This is a genomic window from Actinoplanes sp. G11-F43 (assembly GCF_050589265.1).
In the GTDB taxonomy this organism is placed as follows: Bacteria; Actinomycetota; Actinomycetes; order Mycobacteriales; family Micromonosporaceae; genus Actinoplanes.
The window spans coordinates 1-15,978 of the sequence record NZ_JBNZCE010000009.1 but is presented as its reverse complement, the minus strand read 5'-3'; the positions used below and the strand labels follow the sequence as shown (position 1 = coordinate 15,978).

Here is a 15,978-nt window from a genome sequence, read left to right as displayed (position 1 = left end):
GTGTTCTTGCGTTCGGACGGTTCGCCCGCCGGCCTGCGAAAGATCAAAAAGCGCACGGCCGGCTTCGTGCCGGCGACGTTGCCGACGGTGAGGGCCGGTCCCGCCCCAGGACATCTGCTGTGTACGTGGTCAGCAGCGCCGACTACGACCCGGTGACGATGCATTCGGTATTCCCGGCTTCACCGTCAGCAATGGCACCGTCCACAGAAGATCGAGTTCGCCGGGCGGGTGCACCATCCCCGGAACGCGAGCCGGGGATGCGAGAAGGATTCCGTCGACCACCCTCCCCGGCTCATGCGGATGCCGCCGAGCAGCGGCCAGGTCGGCGCCGACGACGGTCAGCCCGAGCCCGGGGACAAACTGACCGAATCGCAGCAACGGCGGGCGGGAACGGCCTGCCGGGAAGCCTTCTTCCACCGTCGGCTGACCGGCGAACAGAGTTTCGAACCGACGCTGAAAGGCCACCGAAAACCGCTTTCCGGAGTGACCGATAACGAAGGATAATCCGCCTGAAAAATCGCCGAAAGAATGCGGTAGCATCGGCGATATCGGCGTTGGGGACTCGGCCTTGTCGAGTTTCCTGGCCTTGTCGGGCGGAGGCGTGATTTGTCGGCGGACGGCGGCAGTGCCCACTGGGGAGACGCCGGTGGGCCACAGGCCGTAACAGAAATCGGTGTGGATCTGGTCGCCGCGGCCCGGGCCGGCGACCGCCGGGCCGCCGAGGAGCTGATCGCCGCGCATCTGCCGATGCTCTACCGGATCGTCGGGCGGGCGCTGGACGGGCATGCCGATGTGGACGACGTCGTCCAGGAGACGGTGCTGCGGGTGCACCGGGATCTGCCGGGCCTGCGGGCGCCGGAGAGCTTCCGGTCCTGGCTGATCGCCATCACGATGCGGCAGATCAGCAGTCGGCTACGGCTGTGGCAGCGGGAACGCGACCGGATCGGGCCGCTGGACGACGCCGCCCGGATCCCGGACCCGGAGGCCGAGTTCGCCGACGTCACCCTGCTGCGGATCGCGCTCTCCACCCAGCGCAGGCAGATCAGCCGGGCGGTCGGCTGGCTGGACCCGGACGATCAGGAGCTGGCCGCCCTGTGGTGGCGGGAGCTGGCCGGCGGCACCAGCCGGCCCGAGGTGACGGCCACACTCGGGGTCGGCGCGGCACACGCCCGGGTCCGCATCCAGCGCATGCGCCACCAGCTGGAACTCTGCCGCCGGCTGGTGGCCGCGCTGGAGGCCAGACCGTCGTGCCCCGGTTTGGAAGCACTCTCCACGGATTGGAACGGAACCCCGTCATCACGGTGGCGCAAACGGTTCGTCAGGCATCTGCGTGGTTGCCCCCGGTGCGGCCCGGCCGGCGCCGGCATGGTCCCGATGGAGCGCTTACTGCCGGGCGCCGGCGCGCTGCTTCTGCCGTTCCCGACGGGCGGTCTCGACCTGCTGACCACAGCCGGCGGAGCCGATCCGCTGCATGCCGGGGGCTCGGGTGGCCGGGGGTGGTTCGCCCGGTCTGCCGGGGCGAAGGTGGCCGCTGTCGTGGTGGCCGGGACCGCGTTCTCCGCCACGACACTGACGACACTGCCCGATCTTCCGTTCGGGGCGGGCTCGACGACGGCGGAGCGCTCTTCGAAGCCGGCCGCAGGACGATCGGATGCCCCGGGTGCGGGCCGGGGAGGGCCGGGCCCGGGCGGGACCGGGTCGAGTACGGAACAACCGGGTTCGCCTGCTGGAGGTGTCGGGCAGATCGGCGTTCCGGGGATCACTGCCGGGAGCCGGGTGGTGATCCGGCCGGCGGACGGGTCGCGTGGCATCGTCGACCTGGCGGGTGACGAGCTGGTCATCGCCGACGGGACGCCCGGCGCGGCGCTCTCCGTCACCGCCGGCCTGGCTGACCGGGAGTGTCTGTCGCTGCGGTATGCGGACGGGCGCTACGTGCGGCACGCCTCGTTCCGGCTTCGGTTGAGTGAGCCGGAGGACAGCCTGCTGTTCCGTGAGGACGCGACCTTCTGTGCTCGACCGGTCGGCGAGACGGTCCGGTTCTCGTCGTTCAACTATCCGGAGCGTTCGGTGCGCGTACTCGATGGGCGGTTGGGTGTGGAATCCGGGGAAGCGGACTCAACTTTTCTGGTCACCGGGTCCTGACGCCTCCCCCAGGAGGGCTCGTACCTGGGTCATCTCGGTGGTCTCCAGGGCGCAGAACGGTGTCCGGTCCAGCATGGCCTGGATGATCTCGCCGCGGACCCGGCGCCCTCGATCGGTGAGGACCAGCACCCTCAGGCGGCGGTCGGAGGGGTCGGTGGCACGGTCGGCCAGGCCGCGGTCGATGAGCTGGTTGGTGACGAAGGTCAGGTTCGAGGCGTTGCAGTAGAGGCGCTCGGCCATCACCTTCATCGATGGTGGCGGCTCCACCGGGTCGAGCAGCCAGAGAGCGTGGGCGGTGGCGGGCGTGAGGCGGTTTGCCGGGCGGCACCGACACGTCCTTCTTCGACGCCGGCACCGCGTCGATCAACCCGGTGTTCGTCGACACTCCCGAGCGGGTCGCGGCGGACATCCTCGACGACCATGCCCGGCGGCGGAGCGCCTCCTACCCGGGACGGTCCACCAACCGGGCGATCACCATGGTGGCCCGATTCCTGCCGCACGGCGCGGTGACCAGGCTGACGGCGACCGTCAACCGCAGACTGAACCTGCATCAGGCCCGCGACCTGGCGGCCTGACGGGGACGGCTGGCAGCCCCGATGGAAGGACTGCCAGCCGGAGAGAACGATCACCTGCCAGGTGGCAGCGGCGGCCGGCGTTCGGAAGCTGGACGTCCCGAAGGGCCGGTTCAAGGTGGAGACCTTCGACGACCCGAACTACGTGGCGAAGAAGTAGGTCGGCGGTTCCGGTAACAGTTCATGGGCCGGAAACATTGACCTCCCTCACGGTACCGGTTACGGTCACGGTTCCAGAGAGCGCTCTCACAGCTCTTTGCGCACCTCACTCCCCCGATCGCACCGTTCCCCATCGGAGGTCCCCAGTGATGACTTCTCCCCCCACGCGCCGGCGTACCCGGCTGGCCGGTTTAGCCGTGGCCGGCGCGGTCGCCGTCGGATCGGGTGTGCTGGCCGTCGTGGTCGGCGCCGGCACCGCCAGCGCGGCCACCATCGGCGCCGGCAGCTACACCGAGACCCTCCCGGCCGGGGCGAAACTGCCGACCGGCTGCGGGACGATCTCCACCAACCCGCGGCAGAATGTGACCGCGAACGCCCCGGCCGGCGCGGTGCCCACCAACGACTGGTGGTCGTCGCTGCTGTTCAAGAAGGGCGACGACTGCAACTTCTCCCAGGCGCTGTACGCCCACCCGGTCGCGTACCGGCCGATCGCCAGCGGACTGGGGCTGTCGTACGAGCAGACCCCGGCGATCAGTGGCAGCCCCACCGGCCTCGGCGAGTACCACTACCCGTACGCGCAGAAGGTCGTCGCGGGTGTCGCGGGCTTGAACGCGCCGAAGGCGCTCGTCGACAACTGGACCGACTGGACCGTCACCCCGTCGTGGAGTGACGGCACCCGCACCCTCAAGGCCACCATCGGGCACGGCCTGCCGCTGTCGTACTACCAGGTCACCGGCGGCGACGCGCTGCTGAGCGTGACCGGGCCGCCGACCGCCTGGTCCAACAGCGGCAACCGGCTCGGGTTCTCCATCGCCGGGCAGGACTACGTGGCGTGGGCGCCGGCCGGGGCCACCTGGACGGCGAGCGGCAACACGTTCCGGTCGACGCTGGCCGGCAAGGGCTACTTCACCGTCGGGGTGCTGCCGACCACCACGGCCGACAGCACCGCTGCGAAGATCGCGCTGGCCGACTCGTGGAACCAGTTCGCGCACAACCACGTGACCGGTACGCGTGTGTCGTACAGCTACAACCAGAACACCGGGACGGTCAACACGACGTACGGGTTCACCACCACCGCCCGTGAGGGCAGCGGCTCCGGCACGGTGATCGGGCTGTACCCGCACCAGTGGCGCTATCTGACCGGTTCAACCCCGTCACCCCGGACGTACGTGTCCCCGCGCGGCCGGATGAAGATCGTGACCGGGACGCAGTTCCAGACGTCGATGAAGTACACCGGTGTGCTGCCGGAGATCCCGGCCGTCGCCGACAACAGCGGCGCGGATCTGACCACGATCACCAACTATCTGAACGCCGAGCTGAACAACCCGGCCGACTTCCGTGGTGACGACACCTACTGGACCGGCAAGGGCCTGGGCCGGGCGGCGCGGATCGCGGAGATCGCCGACCAGCTGAACCTGACGTCGGTGCGCGACAGCGCCCTGCGTGTCATCAAGACCCGGATCACCGACTGGTTCACCGCCTCGGCCGGAAAGACGTCACGGCTGTTCTACTACGACAAGAACTGGGGCACCCTGATCGGGTACCCGGCGTCGTACGCCTCCGACGAGGACCTCAACGACCACCACTTCCACTACGGCTACTACATCGCGGCCGCCGCCACCCTGGCCAAGTTCGACCCGGCGTGGGCGACCACCAGCCAGTACGGCGGCATGGTCGACCTGCTGATCCGGGACGCCAACAACTACGACCGCAGCGACACCCGGTTCCCGTACCTGCGCGACTTCGACATCTACGCCGGTCACGACTGGGCGTCCGGGCACGGCGCGTTCGGGGCGGGCAACAACCAGGAGTCGTCGTCGGAGGGCCAGAACTTCTCCAACGCGCTCATCCAGTGGGGCCAGGCCACCGGCAACACCACCGTCCGGGACGCCGGCATCTGGCTGCACACCACCCAGGCCGCGGCGATCAACGAGTACTGGTTCGACGTCACCGGGGAGAACTTCCCCAGCCAGTGGGGGCACAACTACGCGGCCATCGTGTGGGGTTCCGGCGGGGCGTACGCCACCTGGTTCAGTGGTGAGCACGCGCTGATCGTCGGGATCAACATGCTGCCGATGACCGGTGGCCAGCTGTACCTCGGCGACTATCCGCAGTCGGTGCGGGACACGTACGCCGAACTGGTCCGCAACAACGGCGGCGAACCACAGCAGTGGCGGGACATGCACTGGCAGTACCTGGCCCTCGGCGACGGGGACGCGGCACTGTCGAAATTCCGGGCCAGCGGCGGCAACTACACCTCCGAAGAGGGTGAGAGCAAGGCGCACACCTTCCACTGGATCCGCAACCTGGCCGCGCTCGGCACCGTCGACAAGACGGTCACCGCCAACCACCCGCTCGCCAAGGTGTTCGTCAAGAACGGCGTCAAGACGTACGTCGCCTCCAACATCACCAACAGCGCACTCACGGTGACGTACTCCGACGGGCGTACCCTCGCGGTGGCCGCCGGCAAGACCGCCACCAGCGGCGGATTCACCTGGAGCGGCGGCAACGCCAACGGTGGCGGCGTGGTCAACCCCTCACCCACCCCCAGCAACCCCGGTTGTACGACCGGACCGCTGCTGTCCCAGGGCAAGACCGCCACCGCGTCCAGTTCGGAGAACGCCGACTACCCGGCCGGCAACGCGGTCGACGGCAACACGGCCACCCGCTGGTCCAGCGCCTTCGCCGACCCGCAGTGGCTACAGGTCGACCTGGGCGCCACCCAGAACCTGAGCCGGGCCGAACTGGTGTGGGAGGACGCGTACGCCACCGCGTACACCGTCCAGACCTCCACCAACGGCACCACCTGGGCCACCGCCGCCACGGTCACCAACGGCGACGGCGGCACCGACACGGTCACGCTCTCCGGAAACGCCCGCTACGTGCGGATCAACGGCACGGCCCGGGCTACGCCGTACGGCTACTCGCTCTTCGAATTCCGGGTGTTCGGCACCTGCGGCACGACCACGTCCTCACCCACGGTCACCCCGACCGTGACTCCCGGGGTGACGACGTGGGCGGTCAACACGTCGTACTCCCCCGGCACGATCGTCACCTACAACGGGACGCGCTACCAGTGCCGCCAGGCGCACACGTCGATCGCGGGCTGGGAACCGCCGAACGTGCTGTCCCTCTGGCTGCCGCTGTAACTCCCGATCCGACGGCCGGTAGCGCCCGCTACCGGCCGTCACCTCGTCCGGGCGCACACCGCGGTGGCCAGAACCGCGAGCCCGGCGGCGGCCAGATAGGCCGTCACCTGCCCGCCCGGCACCGCCAGCAGCACGGCGATGCCGATCGCGGTGCCGATCTGCGCGGCCGCGTTGACCAGGTTCTCGGCGGAGTTCGGTGGTGTGTCCGGCCGTAGTTCCCCGGTCAGCCGGCGCACCGTGACGAAGGTGTTCGCGTTGACGGTGAGGACGGCGAAAAGGCTGCGATGCTTCGCCGCCCTTATCCGATTCTCCCTATCGGAATGGATGAGATACGGGCCCAGTACGCCGAACCTCACGCGACACTCCCCCCGGCTGACCACGATCCGGCGCTATCGATACCCACGGATTAGTTGCTGTTGTGCAAATGCCAAGACCAACACCTCCGCCGATTCCAGACTCTGCACGTCCGGACGGGTTGACACCCGCACCGCGAGCTTTGTCGGGTTGCCGACAGACGACTGTGGTGCACATCCGCGGGGTTCTGCCGACAGGAAGGCAGTTCCGTTTCGCAGAGGGGTACTCGATGAAGAGCAGTCTGATGACACTGCGCACCGCCGTGATTCTCACCATCTCGCTGGCGGCCGGCGGGGTGGTCGGCGGTCTGACGTACGTGTCCGGCGAGAACGTCCCGAAGTCGCTGCTCGCCGGCCTGGCCACGGTGCCCGCCGGGGTGGCGTTCCTGCATTCGATCATTCAGCCGGCGCAGGAACGCTCCCGATGATCCACCGGACCGGTTCGCGGCGGAGCCCTCCCCCGGACCGACGGCTTCCAGCAGCCGGAGGGCGACCCGCATGTTCGGGAGATCCGCTAAGACGTGATCGACTGCCCTTCGGAGAGCCGGCGGCACGCCTCCCGGTCGTGGGGCAGCCCGGCACGGGCGAAGACCAGGGAGCAGTTTCCGTTCTTCGAATTCCAGATCTCCCGGTCACCGTTGGCGGCCAGCGCCCCGGCGAGCGCCCGTTGGGCATCGGTGAGCCCCGATCCGTCCCGGATCGTCTCCCCGGATGCCTCCGGGAACCCGAAGGCCACCAGTGCGCCCCAGCTGCTGTCGCAGGCGACCCAACTGTCCCGCCGGACCAGGTCGCATGCCGGCCCGGCGATCTCGTCGAACCCGGCCGCGGTACGAATCGCCGCGGCGACGACATCACCCGGATCGATACCGGGCGGGATCGGCCCGGAAAGGGCTGACCGAATCAGGTCCCGGGCCCGCGGATCGTCCTCATGGAACAGCGCGGCCCGCAACCGTACCCCCGGATCCGGGTCGTCGAGCCGGTCCCGCAGATCCACGCCGAGCCGGCCGAGACAGAACACCCACGACTCCCGCGGCCCCGGATCACGACGCGCACAGTCCCGGAGGAGCGCCACCAGCTCCGCCCGCCGGTCCGCCAGGGACGGCAGCCGGGCGATCGCCGTGATCATGATCGCCCGGTACGCGATCCGGTCCACGGGAGGAGCGGTGAGCAGCGGAAGCACCACCGGGTACGAGGCGGCCACAGCCTCGGCCAGGTCCGGGATGTCGGCCGGCCGATAGTCGATGCCGTCCAGATCGGTCACCGCCAGGGCCGCCGCGCCGAGGAACTCCACCAGCGACTCCACCGTGTCCGGATGTGCCCGCCCCTCGGCGAGCAGCCCCGTCACCACCCGAACCGCGGGCGCGGTGGCGGTCTCCGGAAAGTTCCCGTGCAGCACGGCGACGTCCAGGTGGTACAGCGCCGCCTCCCGAGCCGCCGCATCCCCGAACTCCAGCGCCCGCAGATGCCCCGGGGTGTGCGTGGCCGGCCCGTACGCGTGCCGCAGTTCTCCCCAGTCCATCGGTTTCCTACCGCGGGCTGCGGGAGCCGCCGGACGAGGCCAGCAGCGCGTCCACGACCAGCTCGGCGTCCGCGTCGGCCGGCCCCGCCGGGTATTCCGGAAGCAGATCGTCCCAGACCGGCAGCCAGGAGCCGAACAGCTGACCCTGGCCTTCGGGCCGCCCGAAGAACCGCTGGTGAAATTCGTCCGGGGTCAATGCCATGGCCGCAGCCTAGAGCCACGAACCCGCGTGCCGACATCCGGTGCGTTCCGCGCCGCAACTCACCACACGAACCACGAACCCCGACCGCGTGCCGCGCAACAGTCAGGAACGCACCGCACGTCACCACACGAACCGCGAACCCCGACCGCGTGCCGCGCAACGGTCCGGAACGCACCGCACGTCACCACACGAACCGCGCACCCCGACCGCGTGCCGCGCAACGGTCCGGAATGCGCCGGTAGTCGGCACGCGGGGTGTGGGGGCAGGATGATCACGTGTCTGAACTACCGATCGCCGTGTTCGACGTGGATGGGGTTGTCGCTGATGTGCGGCACCGGCTTCGTCATGTCGCCAAACGGCCCAAGGACTGGGTCGCCTTCTTCGCCGCCGCCGACCGGGATCCGGCGCTCGCCGACGGGGTGGAGCTGGTGCACCGGTTCGCGGCCGATCACCGGGTGGTGTGGCTGACCGGGCGGCCGGAGCGGCTGCGGACGGTCACCGAGCGCTGGTTCGCCGACCAGGGGCTGCCGGCCGGGACGCTGCTGATGCGGCCGGACCATGATCGGCGGCCGGCTCGCGACTACAAGACCGCCCGGCTGCGCCGGCTGTCCCGGGAGGGCACGATCGCGGTGGTCGTGGACGATGATCCGGCGGTGGTGAAACGGCTGACGGTGGAGGGTTTCCCGGTGCGGCTGGCCGACTGGGTGGGTTACGCCGACGCGCTGCGGGAGGCGCAGGAGCGCGACGGCCGTACCTGAGAGTGATCGCCCCGGAATCGGGTAGGCGGCTCCCATGACCGAAGACCGTGTGGTGCTGGTGACCGGGGCGTCGAGCGGGATCGGCCGGGCTACCGCGCTGGCCTTCGCGGGCCGGGGGACGAGCCTGGTCCTGGCTTCGCGGAGCGCGCCGGCCCTGGCCGCTGTGGAACGGGACTGCGTGTCGCGGGGCGCGCGGGTGCTGACGGTGCCGACGGACATCGCCGATCCGGCGGCGGTCGACCGTCTGGCCGGGTCGGCGGTGGAACGGTTCGGCCGGATCGACGTGTGGGTGGAGGCGGTGGCTGTCGGTGTCGCCGGTCCGTTGACCTCGGCGCCGGTGGACGAGATCCGCCGCCTGGTGGACGTGAACGTCTTCGGCACCACGCTGTGTGCCCGCGCCGCGATGACCGTCTTCCGGAAGCAGGACCACGGCACGCTGATCATCGTCGGGTCGCTGCTGTCGATCTTCCCGAATCCGATGATCCCGCTCTATTCGATGGCCAAGTTCGCAGTCCGGGGCCTGGCGCTGAACCTGCGGCAGGAGGTGGCCGGGCATCCGCGGATCCGGGTCGGCCTGGTGTTGCCGGGGCCGGTCGACACGCCCTTCTTCGTGCGGGCCGCCAATCACACCGGGCGGGAGCTACGAGCCATTCCGCCGGCGTACGCCCCCGAAAGGCTGGCCGCCACGATCGTCGCGAGCGCCCGGCACCCTCGACGGCAGGCGACCGCCGGGGTGGTCGGTCATCTGGCGCTGGCCGCCTACCGGATCGCGCCGCACCTCACCGAGACAGTCGTGGCCCGGTGGAGCGCGACCCTGCTGACCAGGTCCGCTCCGGCGGTGGACGGGCCGGGCGCGCTGTTCGAGCCGCCGTCGGCGGGGCGGGTGCACGGCGGCTACCGGCGTGGCCGGCTGCGGCGCGGGCTGGGTGAGCTGATCGGCCGGGTTGTTCGCCGACAGTGAACGCTGGAAGAGGACCGGGACCCGCACAGTTGAGCCGGTTGTACTCAACTTCCCGGAGGTAACCAGTGACCAGCAAGCGACTTCCCGTGCTGTTCCTCGACGATGTCGTCCTGCTTCCGGGCATGGTCGTGCCCGTCGTCCTCGACGAGGCATCCCAGGCCGCCGTCGACGCCGCCCGCACCTCGGCCGGCGATGAGCTGCTGATCGCCCCGCGGCTGGAGGACCGTTACGCCTCGTACGGCGTGGTCGCCACCCTGGAGCAGGTCGGCAAGATCCGTGGCGGTTCCCCGGCCGCCGTGCTGCGCACCGGGCCCCGCGCCCGGATCGGCAGTGGGGTGACCGGCCCCGGCGCGGCGCTGTGGGTGGAGGCCGAGCCGGTCGACGCCGTGACTCCCGGTGAGCACGTGCGTGAGCTTGCCGAGACGTACAAACAATTGGTCGTGTCGGTCCTGCAACGGCGTGAAGCGTGGCAGGTGATCGACTCGGTCAGCGCCATCGACGACCCCAGTGATCTGGCCGACACCGCCGGCTGGGCGCCCTATCTGTCCAACGACCGCAAGCGTGAGCTGCTCGAAACGCCTGATGTCGAGGCGCGGCTGCGGCAGCTGATCGAGTGGACGAAGGACTTCCTGGCCGAGTCCGAGGTCAACGAGACGATCGAGAAGGACGTTCGGGAGAACGTCGAGAAGCGCAACCGCGAGTACCTGCTGCGCGAGCAGCTCAAGGCGATCCGCAAGGAGCTGGGCGAGGGCGAGGCGGACGGCACCGACGACTACCGGGCCCGGGTGGAGGCCGCCGACCTGCCGGACGCGGTCCGTGAGGCGGCGCTGCGCGAGGTCGGCAAACTGGAGCGGGCCGGTGACAACAACCCGGAGGCCGGCTGGATCCGCACCTGGCTGGACACCGTCCTGGACCTGCCGTGGACGGTCCGCACCACCGACAACACCGACCTGACCGCGGCCCGCGCCGTGCTCGACGCCGACCACCACGGGCTGGACGAGGTCAAGGAGCGCATCGTCGAATATCTGGGGGTGCGCGCCCGTCGCGAGTCGCGCGGCCTGGAGACGGTCGGCGGGCGGGGTTCCGGCGCGGTGATCCTGCTGGCCGGCCCGCCCGGAGTGGGCAAGACCTCGCTGGGTGAGTCGGTGGCCCGGACGCTGGGGCGCAAGTTCGTCCGGGTGGCGCTCGGTGGGGTCCGGGACGAGGCGGAGATCCGGGGCCATCGCCGGACGTACGTCGGCGCGCTGCCCGGCCGCATCGTCCGGGCGATCCGCGAGTCCGGTTCGATGAACCCGGTGGTGCTGCTCGACGAGGTGGACAAGGTGGGCAGCGACTACCGCGGCGACCCGGCGGCGGCCCTGCTGGAGGTTCTCGACCCGGCGCAGAACCACACGTTCCGCGACCACTACCTGGACCTCGATCTGGACCTGTCGGACGTGCTGTTCATCGCCACCGCGAACGTGCTGGAGACCATCCCGCAGGCGCTGTTCGACCGGATGGAGCTGATCGGCATCGACGGCTACACCGAGAACGACAAGGTGGCCATCGCCCGTGACTTCCTGATCCCCCGCCAGCTGGAACGCGCCGCGCTCACCGACGGCGAGGTGACCGTCACCGAGGACGCGCTGCGCGAGATCGCCGCGAACTACACCCGGGAGGCGGGCGTACGCTCGTTCGAGCGCCTGCTCGCCAAGGCCTTCCGCAAGGTGTCGCTGCGCGAACTACCGGCCACCGTGGACACCGGTGATCTGAAGGATCTGATCGGGCGGCCGAGGTTCACCCCCGAGTCGGGTGAGCGCACCGCGGTCCCCGGCGTGGCCACCGGACTGGCGGTCACCGGGATGGGCGGTGACGTGCTCTACATCGAGGCGTCGCTGCTGCCCGGCACCAAGGGCGGGCTGTCGGTGACCGGCCAGCTCGGCGACGTGATGAAGGAGTCGGCGCAGATCGCCCTGTCGTACGTCCGGGCGCACGCCACCGACCTGGGCATCTCGCCGGAACAGCTGGACCACCCGATCCACCTGCACGTGCCGGCCGGCGCGGTGCCGAAGGACGGCCCGTCGGCGGGTGTCACGATGGTGACCGCGCTGGTGTCGCTGCTGCTGGGCCGTAACGTGCGGGCCGAGGTGGGGATGACCGGTGAGGTGTCGCTGACCGGCCGGGTGCTGCCGATCGGCGGGGTGAAGCAGAAGCTGCTGGCCGCCCAGCGGTCCGGGCTGACCGAGGTCTACCTGCCGGAACGCAACGAGCCGGACCTGGACGACGTGCCCGCCGACGTCCTCGAGGCGCTGACCGTGCACATCGTGTCCGACGTCCGCGAGATCCTGGAGACGGCGCTGGAGCCGGTCTCGTCGGACTCCCTCGCGGCCGCATAGGTCAAGACTGCCGGGACGCCCGCCGCCACGGGCGTCCCGGCATGCCTCAGCCGGCCAGCGCCGTGGCCACGAACGGTTGCAACTTCGTGGCCAGGACCTGGTGGCCGTGGTCGTTCGGGTGGGTGCCGTCGCCGCTCATCGTCGCGCCGTCCCACCAGCCGGTGGTGTCGACGTAGCTGACCCGGGTGTCGCCGGCCGCCTGCCTGTCGAGCACCGACTGTCGCGTCTCGGCGGCCCAGGAACCCTTGAAGATCCGAAGAGCCAGGATTCTCGCGTACGGGTTCCGCTCGCGGACGATGCGGAGCAGATTGGTGTACCCCGTACGGAAATCGGTGCTGTTGACGCCGTGTCCGGTGTCGTTGGTGCCGATGTTGACGATGACCACGGCCGGTTGATAGCGGTTGAAGTTCCACTCCGGCGCGTTGTCGTTGAAGCTCATCCTGGTGTACCGGTTCTCCAGGCCGTAACAGCGGATGCCGCGGGTGCTCTGGGCGGCGGTGAGTTCGCGCAGGCAGGCACCGCTGAGCGCGATCTGGGTGTGCTGGGTGCCCAGGTTCTCGCCGATGATCCACGGGTAGGCGCTGAGGGCCATGTTCGTCGCGGTGTACCCGGCGGTGATCGAGTCGCCGACGAACTCGACACCCTTGGCGGGCTTGGCCAGCTTGTAGGTGCTCTGCCCGGCCCCGAGGGTGAGCCCCTGGAAGATCGCGTCACCGGTGTAACTGCCGGCCACGATCCGGTACGACACCAGCAGTGTGTGCCGCCCGGCCGCCAGTGGGGTGGGCGTCAGGTTGACGGTGCCGCTGACATTGGTGGCCTTGCGGTACGCGCCACCGTCGATGCTGTACCAGAAGTCGATGGTGTTGCGCTGCCGCAGTGCCACGGTGGTGCCGGTGAACCCGACCCGCAGGTAGGCCCCGGCCCATTGCGGGACATAGGTGCTGCTCCAGCGGCCGACGTACTCGATGTTGGGGTCGGTCGGCTCACCCGCGGCCAGCGCCGGCGACGGGACCGCCAGCACACCCAGCGTGAGCAGGACCGTTGCGATGATCGTACGAAATCGCATGGTTCCTCCTAGAGCAGGTAGGTGGCGAGCGGGATGTTCTGGGTGCGCAGCGCGCCGGCGACCAGGCGGGCGATCTGCCGGGCGCCGTACGCCTCGAAGTGCGTGTGGTCGTTGCAGAAGTACTGCCCGACCAGCCCGGAGGTGTAGTCACCGTTGTTGGGGCAGAGTTTGACCGCGTTGTAGTGGTTGACGCTGAGTGTCTGCAGGTCGATCAGGCGCGCGCCGGTGGCCGCGGCAGCCGCCTGGGTCTGGGTGACGTAGCCGCGGTTCTTCACCGCCGTACTCCCCGAGCAGGTGATCGCGGCGACCGCGGTGAGCAGAACGGGTGTCGCGCCCCGGGCCTTCGCGGTGTTCGCCATGTACGTCATCAGCTGCTGGTAGCGGGCGGTGCCGACGTGCCGGGGGCAGGTGGCCGAGCCGTCGTTGATGCCGAACTGGATGAACAGGTAGTCACCGGCCTTGATGCCGTTGAGCACCTGCTGCCAGCGCGACGAGTAGGTGGTGTTGCTGAGCACGCACTCGCCGTCGGAGCCGATGGTGGAGGTGACGTTGCCCTCGTACAGCCAGGTCTGGATGCTGCGGCCACCGATGGCCAGGTTGTTGACCGTGACATCGCTGTTGAACAGCGGGTCGAACTGGGCACCCCAGCCGACCGGGCAGGTGGTGGTGCCGTTCGCCATCGTCGAGTCGCCCGCCAGCCACACAGTCGTCGGGGCTGCCGCGTGAGCTGCTTTCACGCCCAGACAGCCGGGCGGGGCGGCGACGGCCGGGGCCGCCGGCAGCAGGGGTACGGCCAGGGCGGTGGCGAGGAGTAGCCGGAGCACACGCATGCTTCCTCCTTGGGGGATCGCGGCCGGTGTTCCTGCGAGGGGGGATGGAACGTTTCATGGCCGCTCGTGTGGAAATTCGAGCATCGACGCTAATCAATGTCAAGGAGGCTTCCGAGCAGCCGCCCGAGGGGCGACCGTAAGGTTGAAGGGTTGGCTACGGTTTGTGGAAAGTGGGATTCGTGAGTCAGAGCGTGCTGGCATCGGGTGTCGGCGTCCAGGCAGCCCGGCGGCGGACGTTTGCGGTGATCTCCCACCCGGACGCCGGCAAGTCGACCATGACCGAGGCGCTGGCCCTGCACGCCCGGGTGATCGGCCAGGCCGGCGCGGTGCACGGCAAAGGCGACCGCAAGGGTGTGGTCTCCGACTGGATGGCCATGGAGCAGCAGCGCGGCATCTCGGTCACCTCGGCCGCGCTCCAGTTCTCCTACGACGACACCGTGATCAACCTGCTGGACACCCCCGGTCACGCCGACTTCTCCGAGGACACCTACCGGGTGCTCACCGCCGTGGACAGCGCGGTCATGCTGCTGGACGCCGCCAAGGGCCTGGAGCCGCAGACGCTCAAGCTGTTCGAGGTGTGCCGCCAGCGCAGCATCCCGGTGATCACCTTCATCAACAAGTGGGACCGGCCCGGCCACGACGCGCTCGCCCTGATGGACGAGATCGAGCAGCGGATCGGCCTCAAGCCCACCCCGCTGACCTGGCCGGTCGGCATCGCCGGGCACTTCCGCGGCGTGATCGACAGGCGCACCGGAGTGTTCACCCGGATGGAGCGCTCACCCGGTGGCGCCGACCTGGCCATCGAGGAGGAGCTGTCCGCCGACGAGGCCGCCGAGCGGTTCGGCGCCGACTGGGACACCGCCAACGAGGAGCTGGAGCTTCTCGAGATGACCGGCGCCGACTTCGACAAGGAGGCCTTCCTGGCCGCCACCGCCACCCCGGTGCTGTTCGGCGCGGCGGTCGCCAACCTGGGCGTCCGCCAGCTGCTGAACATCCTGGTCGAGCTGGCCCCGCCGGCCACCGCCCGGCCCACCACCGACGGCGGCGAGCGGGCCGTCGACGCCGGGTTCTCCGGATTCGTCTTCAAGATCCAGGCGAACATGAACAAGGCGCACCGCGACCAGGTCGCCTTCATGCGGATCTGCTCCGGCCGGTTCGAGCGCGGCATGATCGTCACGCACGCCGGCACCGGCAAGCCGTTCGCCACCAAATACGCCCAGCAGATCTTCGGCCAGGGCCGGGACACCATCGACGAGGCGTTCCCCGGTGACGTGGTCGGCCTGGTCAACGCCACCGCGCTCGGCATCGGCGACACGCTGTACGCGGGCAAGGCCGTCGAGTTCCCGCCACTGCCGTCGTTCCCGCCGGAGCACTTCGCGGTGGTGCGCACCGACGACACCGGGGCGTTCAAACGGTTCCGCCGCGGCATCGAGCAGCTCGACGGCGAGGGTGTCATCCAGGTGCTGCGGTCCGAGCAGCGTGGTGACGGCACCCCGGTGTTCGCGGCGGTCGGGCCGATGCAGTTCGAGGTCGCGACCTACCGCCTGGAGGCCGAGTTCGGGGTGAAGGTGAAACTGGAGCATCTGCCGTACGAGATCGCCGCCGTCACCGACGCGGCCGGCAAGGAGATCCTGCGTACCGAATCGAACGTCGAGGTGATGACCCGGGTGCGGGACGGCGCGCTGCTGGCCGTCTTCCCGCACCGCTGGCGGATGCGGACGGTGGCCGGCCGGCATCCCGACCTGCGTCTCGACACCCCCATCGACACGCAGGGCTGACCGCCACCCGCACCACAACGCGGCACACCACGTCACCACGAACCCCGCGTGCCACACAACGGCACGATCCGCACCACAACGCGGCACACCACGTCACCACGAACCCCGCGTGCC

At 69.8% G+C, this 15,978-nt stretch carries 14 protein-coding genes and 1 pseudogene; 8 read left to right on the top strand and 7 right to left on the bottom strand.

Annotation, left to right across the window (positions count from 1 at the left end; translation table 11 throughout):
- Nucleotides 1-129: 129 nt before the first annotated feature.
- Nucleotides 130-741: a hypothetical protein gene (locus tag ACQ0O7_RS10160; protein ID WP_430781643.1), complete on the bottom strand. Its 612-nt coding sequence runs from the start codon at nucleotides 739-741 to the stop codon at nucleotides 130-132.
- Between ACQ0O7_RS10160 and ACQ0O7_RS10155 the strand changes: the two genes are divergently transcribed.
- Nucleotides 676-2,142, top strand: coding sequence for a sigma-70 family RNA polymerase sigma factor (locus tag ACQ0O7_RS10155; RefSeq protein WP_430781642.1), 1,467 nt, complete (start codon nucleotides 676-678; stop codon nucleotides 2,140-2,142). The genes ACQ0O7_RS10160 and ACQ0O7_RS10155 overlap by 66 nt on opposite strands.
- On the opposite strand, the pseudogene ACQ0O7_RS10150 reads toward ACQ0O7_RS10155, so the two are convergent.
- Nucleotides 2,116-2,439: pseudogene (locus ACQ0O7_RS10150) on the bottom strand (MarR family transcriptional regulator); the annotation flags it as partial. The gene ACQ0O7_RS10155 and the pseudogene ACQ0O7_RS10150 sit on opposite strands and share 27 nt — an antisense overlap.
- A 17-nt stretch (nucleotides 2,440-2,456) precedes the next feature.
- Here ACQ0O7_RS10150 and ACQ0O7_RS10145 point away from each other — a divergent pair.
- Both ACQ0O7_RS10145 and ACQ0O7_RS10140 read left to right on the top strand, forming a co-directional pair.
- A complete protein-coding gene (locus ACQ0O7_RS10145) occupies nucleotides 2,457-2,717 on the top strand; it encodes a hypothetical protein (RefSeq protein WP_430781641.1) in 261 nt (86 codons plus the stop codon).
- Nucleotides 2,718-3,022: 305 nt separating this feature from the next.
- On the top strand, nucleotides 3,023-6,022 hold the full coding sequence (locus tag ACQ0O7_RS10140; protein WP_430781640.1) for a glycosyl hydrolase: 3,000 nt from the start codon (nucleotides 3,023-3,025) through the stop codon (nucleotides 6,020-6,022).
- 38 nt (nucleotides 6,023-6,060) lie between these two features.
- Here the strand turns inward: ACQ0O7_RS10140 and ACQ0O7_RS10135 are convergent, their stop codons facing one another.
- Complete coding sequence (locus ACQ0O7_RS10135) at nucleotides 6,061-6,378, bottom strand: hypothetical protein (protein WP_430781639.1); 318 nt, start codon at nucleotides 6,376-6,378, stop codon at nucleotides 6,061-6,063.
- A gap of 227 nt (nucleotides 6,379-6,605) precedes the next feature.
- Between ACQ0O7_RS10135 and ACQ0O7_RS10130 the strand changes: the two genes are divergently transcribed.
- Nucleotides 6,606-6,803 (top strand): hypothetical protein, encoded by a 198-nt coding sequence (locus ACQ0O7_RS10130; protein ID WP_430781637.1) that lies wholly within the window; start codon nucleotides 6,606-6,608, stop codon nucleotides 6,801-6,803.
- A gap of 86 nt (nucleotides 6,804-6,889) precedes the next feature.
- Here ACQ0O7_RS10130 and ACQ0O7_RS10125 read toward each other — a convergent pair whose 3' ends face one another.
- Nucleotides 6,890-7,894: a hypothetical protein gene (locus tag ACQ0O7_RS10125; RefSeq protein ID WP_430781635.1), complete on the bottom strand. Its 1,005-nt coding sequence runs from the start codon at nucleotides 7,892-7,894 to the stop codon at nucleotides 6,890-6,892.
- A gap of 7 nt (nucleotides 7,895-7,901) precedes the next feature.
- Complete coding sequence (locus ACQ0O7_RS10120; RefSeq protein WP_430781634.1) at nucleotides 7,902-8,096, bottom strand: hypothetical protein; 195 nt, start codon at nucleotides 8,094-8,096, stop codon at nucleotides 7,902-7,904.
- A gap of 275 nt (nucleotides 8,097-8,371) precedes the next feature.
- On the opposite strand from ACQ0O7_RS10120, the gene ACQ0O7_RS10115 reads away from it, so the two are divergent.
- The 3 genes from ACQ0O7_RS10115 (at nucleotide 8,372) to lon (ending at nucleotide 12,190) form a co-directional block, all read left to right on the top strand.
- Nucleotides 8,372-8,854, top strand: a complete 483-nt coding sequence (locus tag ACQ0O7_RS10115) for a hypothetical protein (RefSeq protein ID WP_430781633.1) — start codon at nucleotides 8,372-8,374, stop codon at nucleotides 8,852-8,854.
- Nucleotides 8,855-8,888: 34 nt separating this feature from the next.
- Entirely contained in the window at nucleotides 8,889-9,815 is a 927-nt protein-coding gene (locus ACQ0O7_RS10110) for an SDR family NAD(P)-dependent oxidoreductase (protein ID WP_430781632.1), read from the top strand.
- 122 nt (nucleotides 9,816-9,937) lie between these two features.
- Nucleotides 9,938-12,190, top strand: a complete 2,253-nt coding sequence (lon, locus tag ACQ0O7_RS10105; RefSeq protein ID WP_430781922.1) for an endopeptidase La — start codon at nucleotides 9,938-9,940, stop codon at nucleotides 12,188-12,190.
- Nucleotides 12,191-12,236: 46 nt separating this feature from the next.
- Here the strand turns inward: lon and ACQ0O7_RS10100 are convergent, their stop codons facing one another.
- Nucleotides 12,237-13,256, bottom strand: a complete 1,020-nt coding sequence (locus ACQ0O7_RS10100; protein ID WP_430781631.1) for a GDSL-type esterase/lipase family protein — start codon at nucleotides 13,254-13,256, stop codon at nucleotides 12,237-12,239.
- Nucleotides 13,257-13,264: 8 nt separating this feature from the next.
- A complete protein-coding gene (locus ACQ0O7_RS10095; RefSeq protein ID WP_430781630.1) occupies nucleotides 13,265-14,086 on the bottom strand; it encodes a GDSL-type esterase/lipase family protein in 822 nt (273 codons plus the stop codon).
- 179 nt (nucleotides 14,087-14,265) lie between these two features.
- Here ACQ0O7_RS10095 and ACQ0O7_RS10090 point away from each other — a divergent pair, with 179 nt between their 5' ends.
- Complete coding sequence (locus ACQ0O7_RS10090) at nucleotides 14,266-15,864, top strand: peptide chain release factor 3 (protein WP_430781629.1); 1,599 nt, start codon at nucleotides 14,266-14,268, stop codon at nucleotides 15,862-15,864.
- Nucleotides 15,865-15,978 lie beyond the last annotated feature (114 nt).